At 73.4% G+C, this 25,979-nt stretch carries 29 protein-coding genes and 1 tRNA gene; 14 read left to right on the plus strand and 16 right to left on the minus strand.

Going from position 1 to position 25,979, the window contains the following annotated elements; all coding sequences use genetic code 11:
* Position 1 precedes the first annotated feature (1 nt).
* From QUG93_RS07995 to QUG93_RS08005, 3 genes are all read right to left on the minus strand, one after another.
* Positions 2-172: a hypothetical protein gene (locus QUG93_RS07995; RefSeq protein ID WP_289473393.1), complete on the minus strand. Its 171-nt coding sequence runs from the start codon at positions 170-172 to the stop codon at positions 2-4.
* On the minus strand, positions 169-318 hold the full coding sequence (locus QUG93_RS08000; protein WP_153257441.1) for a hypothetical protein: 150 nt from the start codon (positions 316-318) through the stop codon (positions 169-171). The genes QUG93_RS07995 and QUG93_RS08000 overlap by 4 nt, the downstream gene beginning before the upstream one ends.
* A 78-nt stretch (positions 319-396) precedes the next feature.
* On the minus strand, positions 397-960 hold the full coding sequence (locus QUG93_RS08005; RefSeq protein WP_289473394.1) for a MarR family winged helix-turn-helix transcriptional regulator: 564 nt from the start codon (positions 958-960) through the stop codon (positions 397-399).
* A gap of 463 nt (positions 961-1,423) precedes the next feature.
* Here QUG93_RS08005 and QUG93_RS08010 point away from each other — a divergent pair, with 463 nt between their 5' ends.
* Complete coding sequence (locus QUG93_RS08010) at positions 1,424-3,022, plus strand: long-chain-fatty-acid--CoA ligase (RefSeq protein WP_289473395.1); 1,599 nt, start codon at positions 1,424-1,426, stop codon at positions 3,020-3,022.
* 151 nt (positions 3,023-3,173) lie between these two features.
* Positions 3,174-3,246 (plus strand) — tRNA-Val (locus tag QUG93_RS08015).
* Between the two features lie 88 nt (positions 3,247-3,334).
* On the opposite strand, the gene QUG93_RS08020 is transcribed toward QUG93_RS08015, so the two are convergent.
* Positions 3,335-4,303, minus strand: a complete 969-nt coding sequence (locus tag QUG93_RS08020) for a helix-turn-helix transcriptional regulator (protein ID WP_289473396.1) — start codon at positions 4,301-4,303, stop codon at positions 3,335-3,337.
* A 112-nt stretch (positions 4,304-4,415) separates the two neighbouring features.
* On the opposite strand from QUG93_RS08020, the gene QUG93_RS08025 reads away from it, so the two are divergent.
* Positions 4,416-4,601, plus strand: a complete 186-nt coding sequence (locus tag QUG93_RS08025; RefSeq protein WP_289473397.1) for a hypothetical protein — start codon at positions 4,416-4,418, stop codon at positions 4,599-4,601.
* A gap of 139 nt (positions 4,602-4,740) precedes the next feature.
* Here the strand turns inward: QUG93_RS08025 and QUG93_RS08030 are convergent, their stop codons facing one another.
* Positions 4,741-5,136: a hypothetical protein gene (locus tag QUG93_RS08030; RefSeq protein ID WP_289473398.1), complete on the minus strand. Its 396-nt coding sequence runs from the start codon at positions 5,134-5,136 to the stop codon at positions 4,741-4,743.
* A gap of 101 nt (positions 5,137-5,237) precedes the next feature.
* On the opposite strand from QUG93_RS08030, the gene QUG93_RS08035 reads away from it, so the two are divergent.
* Positions 5,238-5,654, plus strand: a complete 417-nt coding sequence (locus tag QUG93_RS08035; protein ID WP_289473399.1) for a VOC family protein — start codon at positions 5,238-5,240, stop codon at positions 5,652-5,654.
* 25 nt (positions 5,655-5,679) lie between these two features.
* Here QUG93_RS08035 and QUG93_RS08040 read toward each other — a convergent pair whose 3' ends face one another.
* From QUG93_RS08040 to QUG93_RS08055, 4 genes are all read right to left on the minus strand, one after another.
* On the minus strand, positions 5,680-6,597 hold the full coding sequence (locus tag QUG93_RS08040) for a methyltransferase family protein (RefSeq protein ID WP_289473400.1): 918 nt from the start codon (positions 6,595-6,597) through the stop codon (positions 5,680-5,682).
* 152 nt (positions 6,598-6,749) lie between these two features.
* The gene (locus QUG93_RS08045) at positions 6,750-6,890 is read right to left on the minus strand and encodes a hypothetical protein (RefSeq protein ID WP_289473401.1); all 141 of its coding nucleotides are present in this window, start codon (positions 6,888-6,890) and stop codon (positions 6,750-6,752) included.
* A gap of 60 nt (positions 6,891-6,950) precedes the next feature.
* On the minus strand, positions 6,951-7,871 hold the full coding sequence (locus QUG93_RS08050; RefSeq protein WP_289473402.1) for an SDR family oxidoreductase: 921 nt from the start codon (positions 7,869-7,871) through the stop codon (positions 6,951-6,953).
* Positions 7,868-9,091 (minus strand): zinc-dependent alcohol dehydrogenase, encoded by a 1,224-nt coding sequence (locus QUG93_RS08055; protein WP_289473403.1) that lies wholly within the window; start codon positions 9,089-9,091, stop codon positions 7,868-7,870. The genes QUG93_RS08050 and QUG93_RS08055 overlap by 4 nt, the downstream gene beginning before the upstream one ends.
* Before the next feature lie 148 nt (positions 9,092-9,239).
* On the opposite strand from QUG93_RS08055, the gene QUG93_RS08060 reads away from it, so the two are divergent.
* Both QUG93_RS08060 and QUG93_RS08065 read left to right on the plus strand, forming a co-directional pair.
* Positions 9,240-9,581 carry a DUF3140 domain-containing protein gene (locus tag QUG93_RS08060; protein WP_289473404.1) on the plus strand — a complete coding sequence of 114 codons (342 nt, stop codon included), beginning with the start codon at positions 9,240-9,242 and terminating at the stop codon, positions 9,579-9,581.
* A gap of 29 nt (positions 9,582-9,610) precedes the next feature.
* Positions 9,611-9,820 carry a hypothetical protein gene (locus QUG93_RS08065; RefSeq protein WP_289473405.1) on the plus strand — a complete coding sequence of 70 codons (210 nt, stop codon included), beginning with the start codon at positions 9,611-9,613 and terminating at the stop codon, positions 9,818-9,820.
* Between the two features lie 57 nt (positions 9,821-9,877).
* Here the strand turns inward: QUG93_RS08065 and QUG93_RS08070 are convergent, their stop codons facing one another.
* The 4 genes from QUG93_RS08070 to QUG93_RS08085 form a co-directional block, all read right to left on the minus strand.
* Positions 9,878-10,774 (minus strand): glycoside hydrolase family 16 protein, encoded by an 897-nt coding sequence (locus tag QUG93_RS08070; RefSeq protein ID WP_289473406.1) that lies wholly within the window; start codon positions 10,772-10,774, stop codon positions 9,878-9,880.
* A gap of 214 nt (positions 10,775-10,988) precedes the next feature.
* Positions 10,989-12,299: a PP2C family protein-serine/threonine phosphatase gene (locus QUG93_RS08075; protein WP_289473407.1), complete on the minus strand. Its 1,311-nt coding sequence runs from the start codon at positions 12,297-12,299 to the stop codon at positions 10,989-10,991.
* Positions 12,300-12,446: 147 nt separating this feature from the next.
* Complete coding sequence (locus QUG93_RS08080; RefSeq protein WP_289473408.1) at positions 12,447-12,710, minus strand: hypothetical protein; 264 nt, start codon at positions 12,708-12,710, stop codon at positions 12,447-12,449.
* 53 nt (positions 12,711-12,763) lie between these two features.
* A complete protein-coding gene (locus QUG93_RS08085) occupies positions 12,764-13,360 on the minus strand; it encodes a TetR/AcrR family transcriptional regulator (protein ID WP_289473409.1) in 597 nt (198 codons plus the stop codon).
* 97 nt (positions 13,361-13,457) lie between these two features.
* Between QUG93_RS08085 and QUG93_RS08090 the strand changes: the two genes are divergently transcribed.
* From QUG93_RS08090 to QUG93_RS08125, 8 genes are all read left to right on the plus strand, one after another.
* Complete coding sequence (locus tag QUG93_RS08090; protein WP_289473410.1) at positions 13,458-13,985, plus strand: hypothetical protein; 528 nt, start codon at positions 13,458-13,460, stop codon at positions 13,983-13,985.
* A gap of 65 nt (positions 13,986-14,050) precedes the next feature.
* Positions 14,051-15,013, plus strand: a complete 963-nt coding sequence (locus tag QUG93_RS08095; RefSeq protein ID WP_289473411.1) for an SDR family NAD(P)-dependent oxidoreductase — start codon at positions 14,051-14,053, stop codon at positions 15,011-15,013.
* A 184-nt stretch (positions 15,014-15,197) separates the two neighbouring features.
* Positions 15,198-16,007 (plus strand): DUF1684 domain-containing protein, encoded by an 810-nt coding sequence (locus QUG93_RS08100; protein ID WP_289473412.1) that lies wholly within the window; start codon positions 15,198-15,200, stop codon positions 16,005-16,007.
* Positions 16,008-16,104: 97 nt separating this feature from the next.
* Positions 16,105-17,589, plus strand: a complete 1,485-nt coding sequence (locus QUG93_RS08105) for a reverse transcriptase family protein (protein WP_289473413.1) — start codon at positions 16,105-16,107, stop codon at positions 17,587-17,589.
* Between the two features lie 154 nt (positions 17,590-17,743).
* Entirely contained in the window at positions 17,744-18,952 is a 1,209-nt protein-coding gene (locus QUG93_RS08110) for an LLM class flavin-dependent oxidoreductase (protein ID WP_289473414.1), read from the plus strand.
* Entirely contained in the window at positions 18,949-20,313 is a 1,365-nt protein-coding gene (locus QUG93_RS08115; RefSeq protein ID WP_289473415.1) for an NtaA/DmoA family FMN-dependent monooxygenase, read from the plus strand. The genes QUG93_RS08110 and QUG93_RS08115 overlap by 4 nt, the downstream gene beginning before the upstream one ends.
* On the plus strand, positions 20,310-21,485 hold the full coding sequence (locus QUG93_RS08120; protein WP_289473416.1) for an LLM class flavin-dependent oxidoreductase: 1,176 nt from the start codon (positions 20,310-20,312) through the stop codon (positions 21,483-21,485). Before QUG93_RS08115 ends, QUG93_RS08120 begins: the two co-directional genes overlap by 4 nt.
* 231 nt (positions 21,486-21,716) lie before the next feature.
* Positions 21,717-22,685 carry a helix-turn-helix transcriptional regulator gene (locus QUG93_RS08125; RefSeq protein WP_289473417.1) on the plus strand — a complete coding sequence of 323 codons (969 nt, stop codon included), beginning with the start codon at positions 21,717-21,719 and terminating at the stop codon, positions 22,683-22,685.
* A gap of 56 nt (positions 22,686-22,741) precedes the next feature.
* Here QUG93_RS08125 and QUG93_RS08130 read toward each other — a convergent pair whose 3' ends face one another.
* The 3 genes from QUG93_RS08130 to QUG93_RS08140 form a co-directional block, all read right to left on the minus strand.
* Positions 22,742-23,761 (minus strand): transporter substrate-binding domain-containing protein, encoded by a 1,020-nt coding sequence (locus QUG93_RS08130; protein ID WP_289473418.1) that lies wholly within the window; start codon positions 23,759-23,761, stop codon positions 22,742-22,744.
* Positions 23,762-23,876: 115 nt separating this feature from the next.
* Positions 23,877-24,650, minus strand: coding sequence for an amino acid ABC transporter ATP-binding protein (locus QUG93_RS08135; protein WP_289473419.1), 774 nt, complete (start codon positions 24,648-24,650; stop codon positions 23,877-23,879).
* Complete coding sequence (locus tag QUG93_RS08140) at positions 24,650-25,843, minus strand: amino acid ABC transporter permease (RefSeq protein ID WP_289473420.1); 1,194 nt, start codon at positions 25,841-25,843, stop codon at positions 24,650-24,652. The genes QUG93_RS08135 and QUG93_RS08140 overlap by 1 nt, the downstream gene beginning before the upstream one ends.
* Positions 25,844-25,979: the final 136 nt, after the last annotated feature.

The raw sequence follows: 25,979 nt of genomic DNA on the forward strand, positions 1-25,979 counted from the left end.
GTCAGCCGGCGCGGAAGAAGTCGCCGTAGGTCGGTTCCGGCGGGACGTCGCCGTGCGTGCGGTGGTGCACGAGGGCGTCGATCTCGTCGGGGTGCCGCAGACCGCGGCGGTGCCACTCGTGCGGGTGGCGCTGGAGTTCGCGGAGGTCTCGGAGGCTCGACACGGCGCTCACGCCCCCAGCGTGACGACGGTGACGGCGGCGGTCGCGACCGTGACGGCGACGATCCCGAGGCTCGTGGCGACCGTCGCCAGCAGACGGCCACGGGCTGCCTCCCGCACCTCGGAGAACTGCGAGTGTGTTGCGTCGATGGTGCTCATGGCCGGCCCTTCCCGTGTCGTGGATCGCGCCTCGCGGCGCCTGGTGCCAGCTTGCTCCGGTTTCTCTAGTTTGTCTAACTACTGATCCTGATGCGTACGCATCTCGGACAGCGGTCGGGGTCGGTCGGCTCCGTCGACCTCGTCCGCGGGGGAGTCGGCGGCCATCGCGGCCGTCACCTCGGTGAAGAACGTCCGCATCTCGGCGATCGTCTGCGGCGAGAGCCGGTCGGCAGCCGCGATCATCCGGGCGTGCACGTCCGTCAGTTCCGTGCGGACCTCGTCGTCGCTGTGCCCGGTCGCGACGAGCAGGGCGCCGCGGCCGTCGGACGGGTCGGCGCGGCGCTCGACGTGCCCGGAGGCCACGAGCCGCCGCACGACCGCGGTCGTCGACGCCGAGGTGATCCCGAGGTGGGCGGTCAGGTCGCCCGGGCGCACCGCTCGGCCCTCCTCGCCAGCGCGCAGGAGGAAGCGCACCGCCTCCATGTCCGTCGCGTTCATCCCCATCGCGCGCCGCTTGCGCTCGCGCATGGCGACCTCGGCCGCGCGGTACCGCCGCATCATGGTGAGCAGCTCCACGCCGGTCCTGCCCTGCCGGTCCGGGTACCAGTACCCCGATGCCCCGTGCGTCCCGTCGTCGGTCATCGCACACCTCCTCGCGCTGTGCGGCAGACAGTACCTGCGATCCCTCGCAGGTCGGGGTACACCCCGCTGCGGGAGCCCGTGCGGTCACCGGAGTGGGCGCAGGTCGGACGGGAGGCGCGGTGCGGGCCCGCCACGCGCCTCCCGTCCGGACCGTGGTGCCGGACGCACGGACGCACGGACGGGCGGGCGCGCGTCCGGCGTGACGGGCGAGGGTGGCGGTCGATCCGTGACCCGAACACAGACCGACCGCCCGAGCCGCGGCACCTGACCCGCGCCACGACGCCTCGATGCAACACGAGGTCGCTGTGAGCGAGCCTCACGAGCCGGAGACCGCACTCACGCGGGGGTGCCGGTACGCCCGAGCACCCCGGGGCCACGCCCGACCGGTGGCCTTCCGGACCGTCGACCAGCACGAGCCGTAGGCTCCGTGAGGAGAACTCGTCACGGGAGACGGAAGGCCGGCATGACCAGCACCAGCACCAGCAGCCACCCCGCACCCGACGCCGCCGAGGGCGTCCGGACCACCCAGGCCACCGCCTCGGTCGCCGCGATCCTCGCCGAGTCGGCCGCACGGTTCCGCGACGACGTCGCGGTGGTCGTGGGGGAGCAACGCACCACCTACGCCGAGCTGTGGCGGGAGACCCTGGCGTACGCGGGGGCCCTGCGCGCCCGGGGCGTCGGCGAGGGTGACCGCGTGGCGATGCTCGTGCCGAACGTCGCCGACTTCGCCCGGGTCTACTACGCGGTGCTCGCGCTCGGCGCCGTCGTCGTCCCCGTGCACGCACTGCTCAAGCGCCGCGAGATCGAGTTCGTGCTGCAGGACAGCGACGCCCGGCTCCTCGTCTGCGCCGCACCGCTCCTCGGCGAGGGCGCCGCGGGAGCCGCACTGGCCGACGTCGACGTGCTCAGCGTCCTGGCGCCCGCAGACACCGCCGACGGTCCGGACCGGCTCGAGGCGCTCGCCGCGTCGAGCGAGCCGCTCGACACCTACGTCCCCCGGCACCCGTTCGACACCGCCACGATCCTGTACACCAGCGGCACCACCGGCAAGCCGAAGGGCGCGGAGGGCTCGCACTTCGCCCTGCTCGAACAGGTCAACACCTGCCTGCTCACCACCTTCGACATGCGCCGCGGCGACGTCCTGCTCGGAGCGCTCCCGCTCTTCCACACCTTCGGGCAGACCTGCACGATGAACACCGGCTTCCGGGCTGGCGCCACGATCGTCATGCTGCCGAAGTTCGACGGGGACGCGGCGCTCGCCGCGATGGTCGAGCACGACACCGCGATCTTCATGGGCGTCCCCACGATGTACATCGCGCTCCTCGACGCCGCCGGCCGGTCCGACGCGCGACCGCACCTGCGGTACGCGATCTCCGGCGGTGCCTCGCTGCCCCTCGCCGTGCTGGAGCGCTTCCAGCAGGTCTTCGACGCGCCCGTGCACGAGGGGTACGGGCTCACGGAGACCTCGCCCGTCGCGTCGTTCAACCACGTCGGGACCGAACCGCGCCCGGGGACCATCGGCACGCCGATCTGGGGCGTCGACATCGAGATCGCGGACCCGGAGACCACGGACCGGACGGTGCTCCTGCCGCGCGGGGAGATCGGCGAGCTCGTCATCCGCGGGCACAACCTGATGAACGGGTACCTCGGCCGCCCGGACGCCACCGCGGCCGCGATCGTCGACGGGTGGTTCCGCACGGGTGACCTCGGCACCAAGGACGACGACGGCTACCTGACGATCGTCGACCGCACGAAGGACATGATCATCCGCAACGGCTACAACGTGTACCCGCGGCAGGTCGAGGAGGTCCTCGCCACCCACCCGGACGTCACCATGGCGGCCGTGTTCGGCGTGCCGCACGACGTGCACGGGCAGGAGGTCGCCGCGGCGGTCGTGCTCCGGCCGGATGCCGTCGTCACCCCGGAGGAGCTCGTCCGGTTCGTCGCGGACGAGATCGCCGTCTACAAGTACCCGCGCATCGTGCACGTGGTGGACGCGCTGCCGCTCGGACCCAGCGGGAAGGTGTTGAAGCGGGAGCTCGTCGAGCGGTTCGGCGGCTGACGGCGTCCGTCAGTGCTGGTCGTGGCGTGTCCCCGCCGCACGGTCGCGGTGTGAGGCGGCGGTTGTCGCGGCGAGGAACGCCGTCAGGACGGCGTCGGACCACCGGTGTCGAGGGGATCGTGATCCGCGGACCCCCTAGGATCGACGGTGAGGGCCTTTAGCTCAGCTGGTAGAGCGCCACGTTTACACCGTGGATGTCGTCGGTTCGATCCCGGCAGGGCCCACCGGAGACGCCCCGCGCACCAGCGACACCGCCGCCCGCGCCCAGGAGTGCACAGGAACGACACCGAGCGCTGACCGGGTCGCTGCTACCTAGCGCCGCGCGCGGAGGGTCTCGCTCGGGAGCTCCCCGAACCGCTTCGCGTACGCCGACGAGAACCGTCCGGCGTGCGCGAAGCCCCACTTCCGCGCGACCTCCGCGACGGTCGTCTCACCGACGGAGTGGTACCGGAGCTCGGCGCGCACCCGGTCGAAGCGGATCCCGCGGAGCATCGCGTTCGGCGACATCCGGACCTGGCGTTGGAACCCCTGCTGCAGTCCGCGGATGCTCAACCCGACGTGCTCGGCCACGTCGGTGGTCGTGATCGGTGTGTCCGCCCGGGCGTGCATCCACTCGATCGCCGCACGCACGCGCCCTCGCGCCCCGGGCACGGCCGGTACCGCCGGCACGACGGTCACGTGCGGGAACGTCCGGAGCATCGCGAGGGCCGTCCGTCGGGTCGCCTCCGCCATCGCCAGCGGTGACAGTGGCGTCGACCCGAGGACGAGCTGTGCGGCATCGCGGAGTTCGGCGTTCCAGGACCGGACCGCGTCACGGCGCGGGACCGCCGCGTGGTCGAAGACCAGGGGAGCCGGTTCCGTGCCGTGCAGCTCGGCGGCCACCCGTTCGAGCGTCCGCCGGTCGAACTGCACGACGTTCTGCCGGACGTCGGCCAGGTCGAACCGGAAGGGTCGCTCGCTCGGGAACACGACGGGACGCCCGGGGGCGAGGGCGACCTCGTCGCGGCCGAGGTCCACCAGCCCGCCGCCGTCGCTGACCCAGCTCACGAAGTAGTGGCTCGTCGCGTCCACCTCGCCGAGCATGCGGCCGTCGAAACGCTTCGCGTCGAGCGACAGTGCGTCGTCCCCGACGGACCGGAACCGGTACCCGAACGAGCGCTCGGTGCGCTCCGGCAGGAACCCGGACGCCCCGTAGGCGGACTCGAACACCGCGCGGGCCACGTCGAGGTCGTCACCCGACGACTCGACGACGTGTCGGACGTCCGGTGCGGTGGTGCTCATGCTCCGATCGTGCCACGTCCGGCAGCTGCGCGACCTCCGGTCGCGCGTGCGCCCTGACCGCCCGTCGGTCGGTCCGTGACACATCGGTGATCCAGCACGTCCCACTGGTGAGATGCACGACGACACCACGACCCCGACCCTGCCCGAGCGCCCCGCGAACGACCTCTGCACGAGCGTCTTCGACCGGTGGCGGTGCGGATTGGCGCACGACCACGCCGGCCTGCACACCGCGGTCGAGACGGGGGCGACGACCTCCTGGAACGACGCCGTGGCAGGACGCACGCTCCGCGAGATCTGAGCACCGGTCGTTGGTCGGCCGGAGGGACGACCCGTCCCACGACGGCCTGCCCGGGTGCTCCGGGTCACTGCGGACGTCCACCGGACCGCGCGTGGGTCTGCTGTCCCCTCTGCGCGCACCGGGGTGCGCGGGCGCCCGGTCACGGGGAGGCCGGCCGGGACCAGAGGTCGGCGCGCACCTCCAGGAAGGTGCCGCTCGCCTCGGCTGACAGCGTGATCGGCCGAGGGTCGACGAGGTCGCCCGGCAGCTGCGTCGTCGGGGTCGCGCCGATCGCCGTTGCCACGTCCGCCGGTGTGGAGCCCGTCGGCGGTCGGACGGTCAGGACGAGCGAGCACCCTCCGGATCCGCACTCCGTGCGTTCGGCGACGATCGCACTGCCCGCGGGGAGCGGCACGGCGGACCGCGGCGGGACGTCGCCCTCGGTCGCTCCGGCCCAGAGGAGTCCGTACCGCCCGAGCACCAGCACGGTGAGCACGCCGACGACGACCAGGACGCCGGTGACGACCCGGCGTCCGGCTCCCCGCTGCCCACCCACGAGCCGGACCCTACCGGACCAGGGCTTCCGCGGTGCGACGGGGCCTGCCATCATCGAGCCGATGCGGACGCCGGAGTCCGCACGACCCGAAGGAGCTCACCGTGACCGTCTTCCTCAACCCCTACCTCGGTTTCCGCGACCAGGCGCGCGAGGCGCTCGACTTCTACCACGGGGTGCTCGGCGGTGAGCTCAAGACGATGACCTTCGCCGAGGGTGGCATGGCGCAGGACCCGTCAGACGCGGACAAGATCATGCACGGTCAGGTCCAGACCGCCGCCGGCCTGCTGCTCATGGCATCGGACGCGCCGGCGAGCATGCCGACGCCGACCGAGAGCAGCATCTCCGTCTCGCTGAGCGGTGACGACGAGGACGTCCTCACCGGCTACTGGAACGGGTTGGCCGAGGGCGCGACCGTGATCGAGCCGCTGACGAAGGCGCCGTGGGGTGACACCTTCGGGATGCTGACCGATCGGTTCGGCGTCACGTGGCTGGTGAACATCAGCGGTTCCGCTGCCTGACCGCGGCTCACGCTGACCGCGCGGCTCACAGACGCGCGACCGGCCGCAGCCGCGGCACCCAGCAGCGCACCGCGGCGGCGTAGCGGCGGAAGTCGTCGCCGAAGCGCTCCTCGAGGTCCGCTTCCTCGAGGGGACGCACGACGCAGTTCCAGACGATCGAGCCTGCGACCGCGTACACGAGCACCATCCACGACGCCGTCACCAACCCGACCGCGGCGCCCTGGGTGATGCCCGCCAGCGCCATCGGGTTCCGCACCACCCGGTACGGTCCGGCCACGACGAGGCGGTTCGGCATCGCGGACGGCAGCGGGGTCCCTGCACCCCGTGTCGACATCGACACCGCCGACGCGAGCCCGAGCAGGCTCGCGAGCACGAACACGACGACACCCGTGTCGACGAGGACGTCCACGACGGGTCCGGGCAGTGCCGGGCGGAGTCGCCACCGGGTCTCGGCGGCCACGATCACCAGAGGGAACACCCCGAGGAACAGCCCCCAGAAGACGACGATCTGCAGCGCGGTACCGAGGACGTGCCGGTGGCGCCCGGCGTCCGGGTCGGCGGTGCGGAAGCGCAGCGGACCGGAGGTGACGAGCTCAGTGGGGATCCGCCCGAGCAGCACCAGGCAGAGCGCCAGCACCGAGCCGACGGTGGCGGCCGTCATCGCGACCACACCCCAGCCGGCCTCGCGGGTCGCCGTCGCCCAGAGGACCATGCCGGCCAGCACGACCGCGGTCCAGCCGGTCGCGAGCACCGCGGCCCAGCGGAGGCCCGTCGCGGCGAGGGCGGACGCGACGACGAAGAGCGGAACGTCGAACGCCGCGACCAGGACCGGGTTGAGCGTGCCGAGCGTGAGCGTCCGGACGGTCGGCACGGTCGCGACGAGCACCCACCACGCTCCGCCGGCGACGGCCTGCAGCGCGAACCACCAGCGACCCCGGGACATGGCTGCAACCTAGCAGCGGCGGTCGGCCGCACGAGACGTCTCGCAGTCCGCGAGACGCCCGTGACCCGGTACGGACGGGAGGCACGGTGCCAGCTGGCACCGTGCCTCCCGTCCTGCGTCACGTGCGTCGCGCGATCAGCGCAGCCCGGCCATCAGCGCTGACCGTTGATCTGACCGAGCCAGCGCCCGAAGGCGGGCTCCTGCTGGTCGTCGTGCAGCGCGCGCAGGGTGGTCGTCGGGATGCAGCGACGCTCGGTGTCGACGCCGTTCCCCTTGTGGAGGTCGAGGCTCATGGTGTGCTCCTTCGCAGTGTGTGGATGGTTCGACGCCGGCGGACGTCCGGGCATTCCCGATCAGGGCGTGACCATGCCGCCGTTGACGTTGAGGGTCTCGCCGGCGACGAAGCTCGACTCCTGCGAGGCGAGGAACACGTACGCCGGGGCGAGCTCCGCGGGCTGGGCGGCGCGGCCCATCGGTGACTCGCTGCTGCCGAACTCGGGCAGCGACTCGGGGTCGACGCCGCCGCTCGGCTGCAGGACGGTCCACGTCGGCCCGGGGGCGACGACGTTGACGCGGATGCCGCGTTCGACGAGGAGCTGCGACAGGCCCTTCGAGAAGTTGTTGATCGCGCCCTTCGACGCCGCGTAGTCGAGCCGGTCCGGCGCCGGCTGGTACGCCTCCATGGACGCGGTCGTGGTGATCGTCGCGCCGGGCTGCAGGTGCGGCAGCGCGGCGCGCACCAGGCGGAAGAGCCCGAAGACGTTGACGTCGAACGTCGCCTCGAACTGGTCGTCGGTGATGTCGAGCAGGTCCGGCTGCCAGCGCTGCTTGCCGGCGACGCTGACGAGTGCGTCGATGCCGCCGAGCTCCGCGACGGCGCGCTCGACGAGCTGCCCTGCGTACGCCTTGTCGCGGAGGTCGCCGGGGACCGCGACGGCCTTCCGGCCGGCGGCCTCGACCTGCTCGATCACGTGGTCGGCGTCGGACTGCTCCTCGGGCAGGTAGGCCAGGACGACGTCGGCGCCCTCGCGGGCGAAGGCGATCGCGACCGCCGCTCCGATGCCCGAGTCGGCGCCGGTGATGACGGCCTTGCGGCCCTCGAGCCGTCCGGTCCCGCGGTAGCTCGTCTCGCCGAGGTCGGGGACCGGGGTCATCTGCGACTGCAGGCCGGGTTCGTCCTGGGTCTGCGGCTCGGGGGAGACGTCGGGGTACCGGCTGCGCGGGTCCCCGAAGGCGTACTGGTCGGCGGGGCCGGACTGGTCGGGTGCGCTCACTTGCTCGTCTCCAGCTCCACCTTGACCCAGCCGGGCTCGCGGCGGTCGAAGGCCTCGTACGCCTCGATCGCCGAACCGATCGGCTCGTGTTCGGTGATGAGGGCGGTCGGGTCGAACTGCCCCGACGCCACCAGGTCGATGAGCGGCGGCGTGACCGAGTGGTGGTCGCAGTTGCCCATGCGGATCGTCAGGTTCTTGTTCATCGCCTGGCCGATCGGGTAGCGCTCGGCCGTCGGGCCGTACACGCCGATGATGCCGATGCGGCCGTACTTCGCGACCGATGCCACCGCCCACTGCGCGACCTGCGAGGGGCCGTCGCCGGGCTTCCACTGCTGCTGCTCGCCGAAGCCGTCGGGCGAGGCGTCCGGGGCCACCTGCTGCACCTCGGCGTCGAACTGCTGGGCCTGCTCGTCGGACACGGCCGCGGGGCCCTGCTTCGGGCGCTCCGCGTCGACACCGACGGCGTCGATGACGGCGTCCGCGCCGATCCCGTTGGTCAGGTCCATGATCGCCTGCACCGGGTCCTCGCGGTTGTAGTCGACCACCTCGCAGTGCTGGGCGAGCGCCGCGGCGAGCCGGGTCTCCTCGCCGTCGACGACGATGACGCGGGCCGCACCGAGCTTGTACGCCGACGCGGCGGCGAACTGGCCGACGATGCCGGCGCCGAACACGACGACGACGTCGCCACGGGTGACGCCGGCGAGCTCGGCACCGAACCACCCGGTCGGGAAGATGTCGGAGAGCAGGATCGCCTGCTCGTCGGAGACGGTGTCCGGCAGCGGGTGCATGGTGTTCCGGGCGTAGGGCACGCGGACGTACTCGGCCTGCAGTCCGTCCACCGGTCCGGTCGACTCCGGGCCGCCGAAGAAGCTCGTGCCGGCCTGCGGACCGTTCGGGTTCGCGACGTCGCACTGTGCGGTCTTGCCCATCCGGCAGTAGCGGCACGCGCCGCACGAGATGGTCGAGTTGATGACGACGCGGTCACCGGCGGAGAACCCGCGGACGGCGTCGCCGACCTCGGTGACGACGCCGACGGCCTCGTGCCCGAGGATCGTGCCCTCCTGCATCGGCGCCATGGTGCCGCGCACGAAGTGCAGGTCGGTGCCGCAGATCGCACTGCGGGTGATCCGGACGATCGCGTCCTCCGGGTGTTGGACGGTGGGCTCCGGGACCTCGTCGAGACGGATGTCTCCGATGCCGTGCCAGACCACTGCGCGCATGTCGCTCTCGCTTCCTGTCGTGGGTGTTCGGGGGACACTCAACGCGCGGAGCCCTGGACGGACACGGAGTGCCGTCCGGTCTGCGCGCCGGAACGGGGGACACGCTCCGCTGGTCGGCCTTCCAGGCGTCGCGGGTTCGCTGGCGCGCATGAGTGACGACCAGCACGACGAGAAGCAGACCCGCGACGACTTCGCGGACGCCGTCAACATGACCGCGTCCCAGCTGCGGAAGTGGCTCGACACGGAGGAGTCGAAGGAGGTCGGGCAGAAGCCGGACGGCGGCGGTGAGTCCACCGGCCACGAGAGCGGTCGCCACATCGTGGCGATCCTCGAGAAGAAGCAGGGCGACTACACCGACGACGACTACGCGCACATGCGGAAGGTCGTCGGGTACGTCGCGCGGCACTCGAAGCAGGAGCCGAAGGGTGACTCGCACGACTCGAAGTGGCGGTACTCGTTGATGAACTGGGGACACGACCCGGAGAAGTGACGCGCGGGGAGCTGCGGCAGAATGGAGCCGTGGACGACTCCGGCATGCCCCGCTTCCGTCGCATCTGGTCGACGATCCAGGTGGGCGTGCTCGCCGCCGCCGTGGTGTTCTGCGTCGTGATGCTGGTGATCGGACAGGGGGAGCTCGACCGCGTCTACGCGGTCGCTGCGGTCTTCTTCGGGCTGGCACTCGTCGGGCACGCGACGTACCTGTGGTTGCTCGCGCGGTCGCGTCGCTGACCGGCGCCGGGCGGACGGGAGGCGCGTGGCGGACCGTCACGCGCCTCCCGTCCGCCGTCAGGCCTGCTGCCAGACGCGCACCCAGTCGACGAGCATCTGCTGCGGGAACCGGGTGGTCGCGTCCGGTGAGCCGGGCCAGGTGCCGCCGACGGCGACGTTCAGCACGACGAAGAACGGCTTGTCGAAGACCCACGGGGACGTGCCGACATCGGCACGGGTGACGGTCCGGCGAGCGACCCCGTCGACGGTCCAGGTGATCGAGCCGGGGCGCCAGTCGACGCCGAAGACGTGGAAGTCGTCGGCGAACGCCGCGCCGCTCGGCTGCGTGTACGACGCGGTCAGGCCCTGTGCGCCCGAGTACCCCGGCCCGTGCACGGTGCCGTGCACCACGGCCGGCTCGTACCCGACGTTCTCCATGACGTCGATCTCGCCGCACGCGGGCCAGCCGACCTGCCCGATGTCGGCGCCGAGCATCCAGAACGCCGGCCACAGGCCCTGCCCGCGGGGGATGCGGATCCGCGCCTCGACGCGGCCGTACTGCGCGGTGAAGGTGCCCTCGGTCGTCAGACGGGCCGAGGTGTACGAGCCGTCGGCCTCGCGGCGGGCGGTGATGACGAGGTTGCCGGCGCCGTCGAGGGCGCTGTTCCGGCGGGAGTCCGTGTAGGTCTGCAGCTCGGCGTTGCCCCAGCCACCGGCGCCGGTGTCGAAGCGCCAGATGCCGGGGTTCGGGGCGCTGCCGGCGGCACCGTCGAACTCGTCGGCAGCGAGCAGCACCGCGCCGTTCGACGGGGTCGCGGCCTGCGCGCCGGTGCCGGTGGCGAGCACGGCTCCGGCGGTCGTGGACGCGACAGCGGCACCGGTCAGGCCGAGCGTCAGGAAGCGGCGACGGTCGAGGCCGTCCGCGTCGCGGAGGACGGGGCGGGTGCGGTGGTCAGGAGTGGGGGCGTTCGTCATGTCGCGTTCTCGTGGGTCGGCGGAGCCGTCAGCGGACGGGCACTGGATCATCACCCGCGCTGCGCGTCCGCGCCAGTCCCCTCTTCTCAGGACAGCGGCGACCCCGGCGTACGTCGTGCGTCGTGGGCTGGCCAGGTGGTGCGGCGGAGCGCCGGTGCTCCCGCGTCGGACTCCGGTGTGCTGTCCCTCGCGCGGACCGTTCGCGAGGGTCCGGTCAGGGCTGGTAGGCGACGCACAGCACGGTGACGTCGTCCGGGTGCTCGCCCGCGTGCGCGAGGTCGGCGATGCCGTCGACGAGCTGCTGCGGGTGCGACCGCTCGGCCACCCAGGCCTCGAAGCGGTCGAGCGAGTCGAGGTCGCCGCCGAACAGGTCGAGCACACCGTCGCTGACCGCGACGATCACGTCGCCGGCCTCGAGGAACGTGTCCTCCGCCGTCCAACTCGTGCCGACGCCGATCGGCAGGTGGCCGGACCGGAGCGGCCGGACGGTGCCGTCGGCGCTCCGCAGCACGGTCAGCCCGTGTCCGGCGTCGACCCAGCGGGCGTGACCGTCGCGGTCGACCCGCACGTGGAAGCACGTGGTGAACTGCCCGCTCGTCAGGTCGGACGCACCGGTGGCGAGCCCGGTGGCGGCACGGCGGACCGCGACGGCCGGATCGGTCTCGTCGACGGTGCTCCGGATGAGGGACCGGACGGCCGCGGCGATCATCCCTGCGCCGACCCCCTTGCCCATCACGTCGCCGAGGGTGAAGGCCGCGCCACCGGGGGTCGCGAACCAGTCGTAGAAGTCGCCGCCGACCGTGCGCGCGGGGATGCACACGCCGACGGCGCGGAGCTCGTCCGGCAGCCCGACGGTCGTCGTCGGCAGGAGCGACTGCTGCACGAGCGCGGCGCGGTCGATCTCACCCTCGGCCACGCGGCGTCGGCGCTGCACGGCGGCGAGCTGCATGCCCGCCTGGCGGGCGAGCTCGTTCGTCACCGCTGCGGTCGCCCCGAACACGAACACGACGATGAACAGGCGGACGAGCTCACTCGGACGGGGCTCGGTGGGGGCGATCAGGTACGAGAGCAGCAAGGTGCCGGTCGTCCCGAGGACCGGCCACACCACGTGTCGACGCCCGGGGTTCGCGGCGACCCACACCACCGGCAGCACGACGATCGCGGTGAAGACCGACGCGCCGTCGCCCGTGCCGAACCGGAGGAAGCCGACCGCGAAGAAGTCGAGCGCGGGGACGAGGAGCTCCACGCGCATCGCAGCGGGCCACCGGGCGGCCACCGCGGCGAAGACGAGCCCGGCGAGCGCGATCGCGACTCCCGTCCACATCAGGGGGGCGTCGCTCACCTCGAGCCACGGCGAGAACGTGCTCGCGACGGCGGCCCCGACGATCAGGGCAGCGATGATCGTCTGCTTCGCGAGCGGCGCCCACGAGGTCCGGATGCCACCGAGCACGATCGGGCCGGTGTCGTCGCGGACGCTGGTGGTCCACGTCCTGGTCGACGACGGGCGGTCCGCGGTGCTCGTCACACGGACGAGTCAACCCGTGTGACGTCGCCCGGGCAACCCCACTCCGGGGGCCGGGCGTGTTGAGTCGCGCTCAGCGGACCGGCGGACCGGCGGCGGACCGACGGGCCTGCGGCCGTGGCGTCGTCCGCCGCACTGCGCCTGGCCCGATCAGAGTCCGAGGCGGAACGCGAGCGGCACGAGCAGGCCCGCGACCCAGATGACCACCATCACGAGCGCGCCCGCAGCGAGCCACCGGCGCCGCCGCCGGAACCTCGGGCTGCGGTCCTCGCCCCACATCTGTGCACGGACGAGCGTCCGGTTCGCCTGTTCGACGACCTTGCGCACCTCGGGGTCGTCGAGGGGGAGCGACCCCGAACGGGCGTGCTCGGCGATCGCCGTCGCTTCCTCGACGGTCAGCTCGTCCTTCGGCATGGGCCCATCGTGGCACCCGGTCGCCGTGCACCGGAAGGGTGGACGTGCTCCGGTCACGCCAGGCGGCGGACCTCGGCGTCGAGCACGTCGACCGCCCACGCGGTGTCCGCGTCGGCCGGTCGGTGCACGAGGTGGAGCGCCAGACCGTCGATCAGCGCGTGCAGTCGAGCAGCAGCAGCAGCAGCCGGTCCGGGTCCCTCGGGGTCGGGGCCGCGGAGCTCGTCGACGGCGCTCCGGCACGCGTCCCGGAGCAGTGCGTGGGCCTCGTCGTGCACGCGCCGGACGCTCGCGTCGGTGAGGGCGAGCGAGCCGAGCGTGAGCCACACCTCGGCCTCGGTGCGGCGTTCACGGTCGAGGGGGAGGAGCTCCCGCAGGCACCGCGCCACGAAGTCGACCCGGTCGTCGTCGGAGGTCCGTGCGGCGTGGAGCGCGGCGAGGCGGAGCTGCACGTGCTCGAACACGCGGCGGAGGCAGGCCACCCGCAGGGAGTCCTGTGTCGGGTAGGCCCGGCGGAGCGATGCCGTCGCGATGCCGGCCTCGTCCGCGACGTTGCGGACCGAGAACGCCGCCAGGCCGTCCCGGGTCAGCACGCGCCAAGCGGCCTCGCCGATCTCGCGGTCGCGTTCGTCGTGGTCGATCAGGCGGGGCACGCGCTGATCGTACACAGTCGTACCAGCACCGCTGTTGTGGACACACCTGTACTAGCATCGACGTTGTGAACACACTCGTACTCAGAAGGAGCGTCCCGTGCTGATCGCCGTCATCATCGCCTGCGAGATCGGGTTCTGGGTCGCCGTCTTCGGCGGGCTCGCCCTGCGGTACCTCGGCGGGGCCCGTCGGACGGGTGCCGTCGTCCTCGCCCTGGCGCCCGTCCTCGACGCGGTCCTGCTCGCCGTGACCGCCCTCGACCTCGCCCAGGGCGGACGCGCGGACTGGATGCACGGTCTCGCTGCGCTCTACGTCGGCGTCTCGCTCGCCTACGGCAGGCGGATGGTCGAGTGGGCGGACGCCCGCTTCGCCCACTGGCGCCACGGTCGAGCACTCCCGCCGCGACCCACCGGGTGGGCGTACACCCGGGCCTGCTGGGCGGACGTGCTGCGGACCGCCCTCGCGGTCGCGATCGCGGGCGCCGTCGTCGGCGCGTTCCTCCTGGCCTTCGGGACGGGCGTCCACACCGAGGCGCTCATCGCCTGGCTCCCGGTGCTCGGCGTCGTGCTCGGGGTCGAACTGCTCTGGGCCATCAGCTACACGCTCTGGCCGCGGCGGGTCCGCTGACCGTGCATCCCGTCCGCGCGCCGGCCTGGGCGCGACCGCAGGAGCGACCGGGTAGCAACGCAGGCATGGCAAAACGGTTCCGCGGGAAGATCGTCGTCGTCACCGGAGCATCGAGCGGCATCGGGAGGGCCGCCGCGCACGAGTTCGCGCGGCAGGGCGCCACCCTCGTCCTCGCCGCACGCGGGCACGAGTCACTCGAGGCAGCAGCGGCCGAGTGCCGGAAGCTCGGCGCCGAGGCCGTCGCGATCCCGACGGACGTCGCCGACGAGCACGCCGTGAAGGACCTCGTCGCGACGACGACGACGCGCTTCGGCCGCATCGACGTCTTCGTCGGCAACGCGGCCCTGTTCGTCTACGGGTTGTTCGAGCAGACCCCGACCAAGGCGTTCAAGCGCGTCGTCGACACCAACCTGTACGGGCACCTGCACGCGATCACCGCGTTGCTGCCGCACTGGAAGCAGCGCGGGAAGGGCACGTACGTGCTCGTCGGCTCGATCCAGTCGCTGCTGTCTGCGCCGTACCAGTCGGCGTACGTCACGAGCAAGCACGCCGCCCTCGGCCTGGTCGACGTCCTCGGCGACGAGTTCGCCGGTACCGGCATCCACTTCACCGCCCTGCTGCCGTCGACGATCGACACGCCGATCTACCAGAACGGCGCGAACTACACGGGCAAGACCTCGCACCCGCTTCCGCCGACGGTGTCGGTCGAGCGCGCCGGCAAGGCCGTCGTGCTGGCGGCCCTGCACCCGAAGCGCTACCGCTTCGTCGGACGCATCCAGGCGTCGCTCGTGCCGCTGCAGTACGTGTTCCCGGGGCTGTTCCACAAGATCACCAAGCCGATGGTCGAGACCTTCGCCCTCCGGGGCAAGGGCGTCCCGAGCGACGGCAACCTGTACGAGCCGGCCGACGCGCACAACGCCACGGACGGTGGCTGGGTCGCGAAGCGCCGCCGCGTCACCCGCCCCCTGGTCTGGGCAGGCATCGCCACGGCGGTCGCGACGGTCGTGCTCGGCCGCTCACGTCGCTGACGCCACCCACCCGACGGACGGGAGGCCCGTGGCGACGCCGCCACGGGCCTCCCGTGCGTCGTGCTGGTCGCGTCCCACCCCGCTCGCCTCCGTCCCGTCCGTCATGGCCCGCGACGGTGCCGTGACGTTACGGCCCGCGACCGGGCCCCTGGGGCTGACGGCCCCGGCGACGTACCGTCGACACATGAGCACGACGACGACCACCGACCCGACCTTCGCCGCCGCGTGGCACGACTGGCACGAGGCGCACGAGCGGGCCCGCGCGAGCGAGCACGGGTTCCTCGCGATCACGAGCCTGCGGTGGCTGACCCCCACCCCCGAGCGCTTCGACGACGCCCCGGGCACCTGGTCGACATCGGAGCACGGTCCCGTGGTGGTGCTCGACGACGGCGAGGCGATCGAGGTCGATGGCGCCACGGTGACCGGCACGCACCGGTTCGGCCCGCTCGCCGAGCGCGGGGGCACGTCGTTCCGCTGGCGGGACGGCGACGAGACCGTGGTCGTGGAGGTCGCCCGACGCGGCGGCAGCGACGTCGTCCGACCCCGACGGCCCTCGGCACCGGTGCGCTCGGCGTACACCGGGACCCCGACGTACGAGCCGTCCGAGCGCTTCGTCGTGGACGCCCGGTTCGAGCCGTTCGACACCCCGCGCGAGGTCACCGTCGGCTCGGTCGTCGACGGGCTCCTGCACGTGTACGAGGCCCCGGGCGTCCTGACCTTCGACCTCGACGGACCCCGGTCCCTCCTGGCGTTCAACGGACACGACGGCGGCCTGCTCGTGCTCTTCACCGACCGGACGAGCGGGGTCACGACGTACGCCGCGAACCGGAGCCTCGACGTCCCGGCGCCCGACGCCGCGGGTCGCACGACGATCGACCTCAACCGGGCCGCGAACCTGCCGTGCGCGTACACCGAGCACGCCACGTGCCCGCTGCCGCCGGCGGAGAACCGGCTCGACGTCGCCGTCGAGGCGGGGGAGCGCCTGCCCGCCTGACCGGCGAGCCCGTGCGCGGCCACCTCGTCGACGCCCGGCGCGGGACGGGCGTGCACCGTGCCTCCCGTCCGTCGGACCGGCGTCGTACGCTGTGCCCGTGGAGTTCCCGGGGGAGGCGGCCGGCGCGCGTGACGCGTCGACCTCTCCGGGGTCACCCCGGGGCACGCAGGACCAGCAGGACGACACGCCCCGAGCGGGACGGCGCGCTCCGCGCGCGACGCCGCACGGAGGCACCGACGGGTCCTCCGGGGACTCCACGCCCCTCGACGTCGTCGTCACCGCCCTCGCCGACGCGTTCCTCACGGCCGAGCGGTGGGAGCCGGACGACCTGACCGCGGCCGGGTACGCGGTGCTCGGCGTGGACCGGACGGCCGTCGGGATCGCCGTCGCGGCCGCCCTGCGCGCGTACCCGCGACCGCCGTCCGACGCCCCGCGGCAGTTCGCCGCCGTCCTCGGGGCGGACCGGCGCCTGGCCGAGCTGCACCGCGCGCGGGCGGCCCGGCGACCGATCCGCCTGCTCGCCCGACGCGTCACCGCGGTCCGCGCGCGTCCGGTCACCGACAGTCGGCTGCTCGTCGACACGCTGCCCGAGCTGGCACGCGCGCTCGACGTCACGATCGGCCGGCTGCTCTGGCTCGCCGACACCCGCGCGTGGAACCGGCAGGCGGGGCCGACCAGTCCGCTCCACCACGTGCGGCACGAGTGGGTGGAGCGGCCCGGACGGGTGCCGCGCCTGCTCGAGAAGCCGATGGACCTGCTCCGGCGCACCCAGCGGACGCTCCTCGACGACCTGCTCGCCGTGCTGCCCGTCCACGACGCCGCGCACGGGTTCGTCCCCGGACGCAGCGTGCTGACGGGCGCGGCGGTGCACACCGGGCAGCAGGTGGTCCTGACGGCCGACCTGACCTCGTTCTTCGCGAGCGTCACCGCGCCGACCGTGTACGGCGTGTTCCGGACCGCCGGGTTCGCCGAACCGCTCGCCCACGTCCTGACCGGGCTCTGCACGCACCGGGTGCCGCCGCACGTGCTGACCGCCATGCCGGCCGGCGGCGCACCCGAGGAACGCGCCGCGCTCCGCCGGTCGCTGACCGTCGCCCACCTGCCCCAGGGTGCGCCGAGCTCCCCGGCGCTGGCGAACACCGCGCTCCGGCACCTCGACGCCCGGCTCGCCGGCTGGGCAGCCGCCTCCGGAGCGGTCTACACCCGCTACGCCGACGACCTGACGTTCAGCGGCAGCGACGGACTCGCGGCCCGGGCGGACGCGTTCCTGCTCGGCGTCGGCCGCATCGTGGGCGACCAGGGGTACCGGCTCAACCCGCGCAAGACCCGCGTGCGGCGACGCGGGACCCGACAGTCCGTCACCGGGGTCGTCGTCAACGACCGCCCCTCGCCCGGTCGCCGGGAGGTCGACCGGTTGCACGCCGTCCTGCACAACGCCGCCGAGCACGGCCCGGCGTCGCAGGACCGGACCGGCCACGCCGACTTCCGGGCGCACCTGCTCGGCCGCATCGCCTGGGTGGAGCAGGTGCACCCCGGCCGGGCTCGACGGCTGCACGAGGAGTTCGCCCGCATCCGCTGGTGACGCCGTGTTGCGGCGCCGGGGACCGCGGACGTCACACGGCGCAACGGTCGGTCACGATCCGCAACACCCGTCGCACCGACCGCAGGGCGGCCGTAGCGTCGCGGCATGAGCGTCCACGTCGACACCTTCCAGCCCGGTCCGACGGGGGCACGTCGTGCCTGACCGGTTCGCCCTCGTCACCGCCCTGCGCGGCGCCGGCTGGCACCCCGCCGCCTGGCGCCTCGCCGGTGCTGCTGCCGGGCGGCTGAGCAGCCTCCGGCACTGGCGCGAGGTCGTCGTCGAGCAGGACCGTCTCGGCACCGACGCCGTCACCCTCGAGGACTCCTTCACCGCCGGGCCCGTCGACGCGCAGGGCGACCTCGACACGACCACCGTCGTCGGCCGGCTCGACGCGCTCCTCGTCGCCAGCGCGGTCGCCCCGGCGACCCGCGCCGTCGGCCTGGTGCCGACCGTCTCGGTGACGCACACCGAACCGTTCCACGTCGCCACGGGCCTCCAGACCCTCGACCACGTCTCGCACGGCCGTGCCGGGTGGCGGCTCCAGGTCAGCCCGACCCCGCGCGAGGCGGCGCTCTTCGGCCGCCGCCCCGGCGGCGAGGGTGCGACGGCGCTGTTCGCCGAGGCACGCGAGGTCGCCGAGGTCGTCTCCCGCCTGTGGGACAGCTGGGACGACGACGCGATCATCCGCGACGTCGCGACCGGCCGGTTCGTCGACCGCGACCGCATCCACGGCGCCGAGTTCGTCGGCGAGCACGTCGCCGTGCACGGGGCGTCGATCGTGCCGCGCTCGCCGCAGGGGCGACCGCCGGTGCTCGCGCTCGCGCACACCGCCGAGGCAGCGCGCTTCGCGGTCGACACCGCCGACGTCGTGCTCGTCACGCCGGGCGGGTCCGGCGGGGCGGGTGCGTCCGTCCCGTCCGGCCTGGAGGCGCGCAGCACCCTGGCACTCGTCCGTGACGCCGAGCAGGCGGCCGGGTCCGACCTCCGCCGTCCGGTCCTCGCCGACCTCGCGGTGCTCATCGGGTCGTCGGCGGCCGAGGCCGCCGACGCGCTCGCCGCGCTGGACGCCGCCGCGGGCACGCCGTACGCGGACCTGTCGGACAGCGCGGTCCTCGCGACCACGGTGCCGGAGCTCGTGTCGCGGATCGCCGGACTGCGGGACCTCGGGTACGCCGGGGTCCGACTCCGGCCGCTGCGGATCCCGACGGACTCCACGGCGATCGCCCGGCAGCTCGTCCCCGCACTCGTGACGGCCGGACTGCGGGCCGACGTCGCTTCCCGTCCCACCGCCGACCTGCGCACGCGGTTCGGTATCGCCCCGGCCGTCAGCCGGTACGCCACCACCCAGGGGGTCTCCGCATGAGCGGGAAGCGTCAGGTCCACCTCGCCGCCCACTTCCCGGGCGTCAACAACACCACCGTCTGGAGCGACGACCGCGCGGAGAGCCAGATCGCGTTCTCGTCGTTCGAGCACTTCGCACGGAACGCCGAGCGCGGGTGCTTCGACTTCCTGTTCCTCGCCGAAGGGCTGCGGCTCCGCGAGCAGAAGGGCCGCATCCACGACCTCGACGTCGTCGGGCGACCGGCGACGCTCGCGATCCTCGCCGCGCTGGCCGGGGTGACCGATCACATCGGTCTGGTCGGGACGCTCCAGATCACGTTCAACGAGCCGGTCGAACTCGCCGAGCAGCTCGCGACCCTCGACCACCTGAGCGACGGCCGGGCGGGATGGAACGTCGTGACGAGCTCGGACGCGTTCCACGGGGCGAACTTCCGACGGGGTGGGTTCCTCGACCACGCCGACCGGTACACGCGGGCGGCCGAGTTCGTGTCGCTCGCACGTGAGCTCTGGGACTCATGGCAGCCGGACGCCGTCGTCGCGGACACGTCGGCCGGCCGCTTCGCCGACCGCTCGCGCATCCGGGACGTCGACCACCACGGACCGCAGTTCGACGTGACCGGCACCTTCCCGGTCCCGCGCAGCCCGCAGCGGCACCCGGTGGTCGTGCAGGCCGGCGACTCCGACGAGGGCCGCGACCTGGCCGCCCGGCACGCCGAGGTGATCTTCTCGTTGCACACCGAGTTCAACGACGCACGGACGTTCTACGCCGACGTCACCGACCGCCTCGCACGGGTCGGCCGGACGGAGGACGAGCTGCTCGTCCTGCCCGGCGCGACCTTCACCCTCGGTGACACAGCGGCCGACGCCGAGGAACGCTCCCGGGCGATCCGCCGCGCGCAGGTCAGCCCGGCCACCGCGATCGCGTTCCTCGAGCAGGTGTGGAACCGCGACCTGTCGGCCTACGACGTCGACGGTCCGCTGCCCGAGGTCGAGCCGGACGTCGATGCCGAGACGATCACGCGGGGGCGGGTGCGCCACGTGCGCGATCCTCGTGCCCTCGTGCAGACCTGGCGCGACCGCGCGGCCGCCGAGCACCTGTCCATCCGGGACCTCGTGATCGCGGTCTCCACGCGCGGCGGCTTCATCGGTACGCCGTCGCACATCGCCGCCGAGATCGACCGGTACGTGCAGGAGCGCGCCTCGGACGGGTTCGTCGTCGTCCCGCACACGAACCCGTACGGCCTCGACGAGTTCGTCGACCGGGTGGTCCCGCTGCTGCAGGAGCGCGGGGTCCACCGGGAGTCCTACGACGACGGGGCGACGCTGCGGCAGACGCTCGGCCTGCCGGGCCGGGTCCTCGACCGCCAGGAGGTGTCCGCGTGACCGCTGTCCCGCTCTCGGTCCTCGACCTCGTGCCGGTGCCGTCCGGGTCGACCGCGGCCCAGGCCCTGCGCAACACGATCGACCTCGCCGTCGCAGCCGAACGGGCCGGGTACGCCCGGTACTGGCTCGCCGAGCACCACCTCAACCCCGGTGTGGCGGGCAGCGCGTCGACCGTCGTCATCGGCGCCGTGGCCGCGGCGACCGCCACGATCCGCGTCGGCAGCGCCGCGACGCTCGTCGGCAACGTGCGGGGCCTGCAGATCGCCGAGACCTTCGGCACCCTGGCCGCCCTGTACGGCCCGCGCATCGACCTCGGGCTCGGTCGCTCCGGAGCGCCGGCCCCGGGCACCGCACCGCCGCCGGCCCCGACACCGCGCGGGGACGAGGTCGTGGACGGACTCCTCGTGCCCGCCCCCTTCCCGTTCCGCATCGCCCCGGGCAGCCGCTTCGCGCTCCAGGGCGAACTGCTCGGCCGCGTGCCCGGGGACGTCGAGCGCTTCGACGACGAGCTCGCGCTCGTCCGCGCACTGTTCGCCGGCGACTGGACGCGCGACGGCTCGGTCGTCGAGGCGCCGCCCGCCGGCGGTGCGGACGTCGAGCTGTGGATCCACGGCTCGACCGGGGGAGCGAGCGCCCGCGCTGCCGGTGCGCTCGGGCTGCCCTACGGCGCGAACTACCACTCGTCGCCCGGCACGGTCCTCGACTCGGTCCGGGCGTACCGCGAGGCCTTCCGGCCCGGCGTGCTCGACGCCCCGCACGTCATCGTGTCGGCCGACGTGGTCGCTGCCGCGTCCGCCGCCGAGGCCGACGAACTCGCGCTCGGGTACGACCGTTGGGTGCACTCGATCCGGTCCGGCGTCGGCGCGATCGCGTACCCGACGCCGTCGTGGGCGCGCGCGCACCCGGTCGACGCCTCGGTCGCCGCCGCGGTGGCCGACCGCGTGGCGACCCGGTTCGTCGGCGATGCCGCCCACGTCGCCGATCGCCTCGAGGTGCTGCAGCGGGTCACGGGCGCGGACGAACTCCTCGTCACGACGATCACGCACGACCACGCCGCGCGGGTGCGCTCGCACCAGCTGCTCGCGGGCGAGTGGGCCCGTCGCAGCGCGGCCGCGAGCAGGGCCGTGACGCCGGCGGGCGCGGGAGGGCGTGGCGACGACGGATCGCGCTGACCGGATCCGACGGCGCTGTCACGACCGACGGCATCGACGTGGCGCGGCGGTGCTGATGCGACCGGCGGTGCTGACGCGACCGGCGGTGCTGACGCGACCGGCGGTCGGACGGGAGGCGCGTGTCGGCCGACACCGCGCCTCCCGTCCCGTCGACCTGTGGGCGGGCGACCGTGGGGCGACACGCCCGTCCGGTGTGCACGTCGCGCGGTGGCGGCCTGCGACGATGCGTCCGTGACCCTCCAGGCGAACGGGCCCGGTGACCCGACCTTCCGCCGGTACCGCGTCGAGGCCGTGAGCGTGGACCGCGGCGAGGAACTCGACGCCGTCTACGGGACCGGCGACGACATGGCGGGCGACCAGGACGCCTTCCGGTACCTCGGAGCGGGCGACACCGAGGTGTCGGTGCGCCGGGCCGAGGTCGAGGGCTCCCGGACCGGGACGATGCGACCCCGTGCCGAGCACATCGTCTTCTGGATCGGCGACGGGACCGCGACGATCGAGGACCTCGACGACGGGGTCGTCGTCGAGGTCGTCCCCGGCGACCCGACGATCCTTTCCGCCTCGCGGCGGTACGCGTTCACCGCGGACGCCAGGACGATCACGATGGTCCACCTGTCCGACCCGGTCGTCCGCCGCGCGCTGGTGCGACGGGGGACCGTCCCCTCGGGACCGGTCGCGTTCACCCTGCAGCCGGACGACGATGACCGACGCCGCGCCCTCCGCGGCACGATCAGGTCGCACGGGCCGCGGCTGATGGACGCCGCGCTCCCCGCTCCGGCCCGGCAGGCGGCGAACGCCGAGGTCGCCGACGCGGTGGTCGCCGCCTTCCCGCTCCTCGTGCCCGAGCGGCCAGCGGGCACCGGGTCGGCGGCCCGTGCCGCGGAGTGGATCCGGGCGAACGCCGACCGTCCGGTCACGCTGCAGGAGATCGCCACAGCCGTGGGCGTCAGCGAACGCGGGCTGCAGAACGCCATGCACCGTCGGTTCGGCGAGTCACCGATGGCGCGGCTGCGCGTCGAGCGGTTGGAGGGGGCGCGTCGGGAGCTGCAGGACTCGGCGGGCGACGTCCTCGTCGCGGACGTCGCCCGCCGGTGGCACTGGTACCACCTCGGACGGTTCGCCGCCGCGTACGCCGAGCGGTTCGGCGAGAGCCCGCGTGACACGCTGCAGCGGAGCAGGGCGCGCGACCGGGACCGGTGACCCCACGGTCACCCGTCCCGGTCGCGCCGCGGTCAGCAGTTCCGCTCTCGCCGCGGTCAGCTGTTGTCGAGCGGCAGGCCCTCGGGGTTGACCTCGGAGTGCTCCACGGCCTCGTCCGACAGGTTGTATGCCTCCAACCACTTGCCGTAGGTCCCGTCCTCGATGAGCTCGTCGATGGCGCCCTGGATCGGCTCCGCCAGCCCGCTGCCCTTCTTCGTCGTCGCCGCGATCAGCCCCTGCAACGAGGAGCCGGCGCCGGAGTACGTCCCCGCGGTCTTCGTCTCGTGGGCGCTCCCGGCGCTCTGCTTGTTCGCGTAGGCGATGGTCGGGTTCGGGCCGAAGTAGGCGTCGATCTTGCCGGCGTCGAGCGCGAGCTTCACGGCGTTGCCGTCCGGGTAGTACTTGACGTCGATGGTCTTCCCACGCGCCGCCAGCTCGGTCTTCCACTCGAGCAGGATCTTCTCCTGGTTCGTGCCGGAGCTCACGGCGACGGTCCTGCCCGCGAGCACGGAGGGGTCGCCGTCGAACGACAGCGCGCTGTCGGCGGGCACCTGCAGCGCGAGCTCGTCCTGCCGGTACGAGGCGAAGTCGTACTTCTCCTTGCGCTGCTCGGTGACGGTGATGTTCGAGAAGCCGGCGTCGACCTTCCCGCCGTCGATGCCGACGAACAGGTTGTCCCACGTGGCGTTCTGCACCTCGGCCCGGAGCCCGAGCTTCGCGGCGACGAGGCGGCCGAGGTCCGGCTCCGACCCGGTGAGCGTCTCCTGGTCGTCACCCGTGAAGGCGAGCGGCGGGAACGCGGACGGCAGGGCGCCGATGCCGATCGTGAGCGTGCCGGAGGACTCGACGTCGTCGGGCAGGGCGTCGTGCAGCGCCGTGTCCTCCGCGACGGTGACCGTCGTCTCGGTGGCGGCGCCGTTGGACGCGGCGCCGATGGTCACGGTGCCGTCGGCCGAGGCGGCACCCGGGTCGGCGGCGGCGTTCGCGGCGCACCCGGACAGGGCGACGACGACGCCCGCGGCGAGGACGAGGGCTCCGGCGCGGTGGCGCCAGCGGGCAGGGGTGATCGTGGACATGGTGCTCCTGTGGGTCGTGGACGGGATCGGGGTCGTGGTCGGGATCGGGTCGTGAACGCCGGTCGTGGTCGTGGTCGTGGTCGTGGCCGGTGCGGACGGGGCGGTACGGGACGGATCAGCGGACGCGGGACAGGAAGTCGCGCGTGCGCGGGTGCTGCGGGGCGTCGATGACCTGTGCGGGCGGGCCCTGTTCGACGACCCGCCCGTGGTCGAGGAAGACGACGTGGTCGGCGACCTCACGGGCGAAGGCGACCTCGTGCGTGACGATGACGAGCGTCGTGCCGGACCCGGCCAACGCGCGGATGACGCCGAGCACCTCGCCGACGAGCTCCGGGTCGAGCGCCGACGTCGGCTCGTCGAGCAGCACCACGGACGGGTCGAGGGCCAGCGCCCGGGCGATCGCGACGCGTTGCTGCTGCCCGCCGGAGAGTTGCCGGGGCCGGGTGGCACCGCGGTCGCCGAGTCCGACGCGCTCCAGCAACTCCTGCGCCCGTGCGTTCGCGGTCGCGGCGGGGACGCCGGCGGCGATGGGCCCCTCGGCGACGTTCTCGAGCGCGGTGAGGTGCGGGAAGAGCTCGAAGTGCTGGAAGACGAAGCCGATCCGGGACCGCTGCCGCAGGATCAGGCGCTCCGGGAGCTCCTTGTACCGGGGGACACCGCCGCGACCGGTCCGGACCCGGACGCCGATGGTCTCGTCGCCCACCGTGACGACGCCGCGGTCGAGCGGTTCGAGGTGGTTGATCGCCCGCAGGAGCGTGGACTTGCCGGACCCGGACGGACCGAGCACGACGGTGACGCTGCCGGACGGCAGCTCCAGGTCGACGCCGTCGATGACGACCTGGTCGCCGAACGCCCTGTGGGCGCCGTGGATGCCGATCGCTGCACTCATCAGATGGCCCTGTCGTCGATGGAGGCAGAAGGAGATGTGTGGGCCGACCCCGTGCCGGAAGCGGTGCCGGCGTCGACGCGGCGGTCCGCGCCTCCAGACAGGCCGGATGGCCCGCCGGTCGGCCCGCCGGTCGGCCCGCCGGAACGCGCACCGGGAGACCGGCCGCCACCCCGTCGGACCGCGGCCCGGACCCGCTGCCACGGCGTCGGCGGCAGCGTGCGGACGGACCCGCGGGCCGTCCACCGCTCGACGTGGTACTGCACGACGGACACCGCACTCGTCAGCGCGAGGTACCAGATCGTCGCGACGACGAGCAGCGGGATGATGTCCGTCGGGTACGTGCTCGACAGGTTCTGCACGACGCCGAACAGGTCGAGCAGCGAGACGTAGAACAGCAGCGACGACGCCTTGAGCAGCCCGACGACCTGGTTCACGAACGCCGGGACGATCGAGCGCAGCGCCTGCGGCAGCACGACCCGGACGAACTGCCGACGCCGGGGGAGCCCGAGCGCCTGCGCGGCCTCGAGCTGCCCGTGGTCGACCGCGAGGACACCGGCCCGCACGATCTCCGAGGCGTAGGCGATCTCGCTGAGGCTCAGCGCGAGGACGCCGATCGCCAGGTCGCCCAGCACGTTCGCGGTCGGTACCTGGAACTGCGGTCCGAACGGGATCCCGACCCCGATCGTCGGGTACAGCGAGCCCAGGTTGTAGAGGAAGACGAGCACGAGGATGAGCGGCACCGACCGGAACAGCCACACGTAGCCCCAGGCCAGGCCGGACAGCACCGGGTTGCGTGACAGCCGGGCGAGCGCCACGACCACGCCGCCGGCGAAGCTGATCACCGCGCTGAGGGCGGTGGCGACGAGCGTCAGCTGCAGTCCGGTCAGGATCGCCGGGCTGAACAACCACTTCCCGACCGCGGGCCAGCCCCACGACTCGTTGGTGAAGAGCGTCTCGACGACGTTCAGCAGCACCACGAGCACGAGGCCCGCGGCGATCCACCGCACCGGGTGGCGTAGTGGCACGACGGGCCGGTCGAGCGCCGCGCGAGCGGCCGCGTCGAGCGCCGTCGGACGGGAGGCACGGGGCGGCTCCGGCGCACGCGGACCGTCCTCGACGTGCGTGCGTCGAGGGTCGTCGGTGCCGTCCGCGGCGACGATCGGCCCGCGCAGGGTTCCGGTGGTGTCGGTCATGCGGCGACGGTAGGAGCGGTGGACGGCGACGACAACGGCGCGCGCAACACTCCGGCACGCGGCGGAACACGGCGTCACGACCGACGGGCGCGTGACGCTCCGTGACGGTCGATCGTGCGGCGAGGCCTGTCGTGCG

Origin of the sequence: Curtobacterium caseinilyticum (assembly GCF_030363035.1) — a bacterium.
GTDB classification, from domain to species: Bacteria; Actinomycetota; Actinomycetes; order Actinomycetales; family Microbacteriaceae; genus Curtobacterium; species Curtobacterium caseinilyticum.

Excerpts from the sequence above, each read along its gene's own strand:
- QUG93_RS08095 (WP_289473411.1), top strand. The coding sequence starts at position 14,051 with ATGGCAAAACGGTTCCGCGGGAAGATCGTCGTCGTCACCGGAGCATCG.
- QUG93_RS08130 (WP_289473418.1), bottom strand. The coding sequence starts at position 23,761 with ATGTCCACGATCACCCCTGCCCGCTGGCGCCACCGCGCCGGAGCCCTC.
- QUG93_RS08115 (WP_289473415.1), top strand. The coding sequence starts at position 18,949 with ATGAGCGGGAAGCGTCAGGTCCACCTCGCCGCCCACTTCCCGGGCGTC.
- QUG93_RS08025 (WP_289473397.1), top strand. The coding sequence starts at position 4,416 with ATGCACGACGACACCACGACCCCGACCCTGCCCGAGCGCCCCGCGAAC.
- QUG93_RS08070 (WP_289473406.1), bottom strand. The coding sequence starts at position 10,774 with ATGACGAACGCCCCCACTCCTGACCACCGCACCCGCCCCGTCCTCCGC.
- QUG93_RS08080 (WP_289473408.1), bottom strand. The coding sequence starts at position 12,710 with ATGCCGAAGGACGAGCTGACCGTCGAGGAAGCGACGGCGATCGCCGAG.
- QUG93_RS08040 (WP_289473400.1), bottom strand. The coding sequence starts at position 6,597 with ATGTCCCGGGGTCGCTGGTGGTTCGCGCTGCAGGCCGTCGCCGGCGGA.
- QUG93_RS08020 (WP_289473396.1), bottom strand. The coding sequence starts at position 4,303 with ATGAGCACCACCGCACCGGACGTCCGACACGTCGTCGAGTCGTCGGGT.
- QUG93_RS08000 (WP_153257441.1), bottom strand. The coding sequence starts at position 318 with ATGAGCACCATCGACGCAACACACTCGCAGTTCTCCGAGGTGCGGGAG.
- QUG93_RS08140 (WP_289473420.1), bottom strand. The coding sequence starts at position 25,843 with ATGACCGACACCACCGGAACCCTGCGCGGGCCGATCGTCGCCGCGGAC.
- QUG93_RS08005 (WP_289473394.1), bottom strand. The coding sequence starts at position 960 with ATGACCGACGACGGGACGCACGGGGCATCGGGGTACTGGTACCCGGAC.
- QUG93_RS08060 (WP_289473404.1), top strand. The coding sequence starts at position 9,240 with ATGAGTGACGACCAGCACGACGAGAAGCAGACCCGCGACGACTTCGCG.
- QUG93_RS08135 (WP_289473419.1), bottom strand. The coding sequence starts at position 24,650 with ATGAGTGCAGCGATCGGCATCCACGGCGCCCACAGGGCGTTCGGCGAC.
- QUG93_RS08010 (WP_289473395.1), top strand. The coding sequence starts at position 1,424 with ATGACCAGCACCAGCACCAGCAGCCACCCCGCACCCGACGCCGCCGAG.
- QUG93_RS08055 (WP_289473403.1), bottom strand. The coding sequence starts at position 9,091 with ATGCGCGCAGTGGTCTGGCACGGCATCGGAGACATCCGTCTCGACGAG.
- QUG93_RS08100 (WP_289473412.1), top strand. The coding sequence starts at position 15,198 with ATGAGCACGACGACGACCACCGACCCGACCTTCGCCGCCGCGTGGCAC.
- QUG93_RS08045 (WP_289473401.1), bottom strand. The coding sequence starts at position 6,890 with ATGAGCCTCGACCTCCACAAGGGGAACGGCGTCGACACCGAGCGTCGC.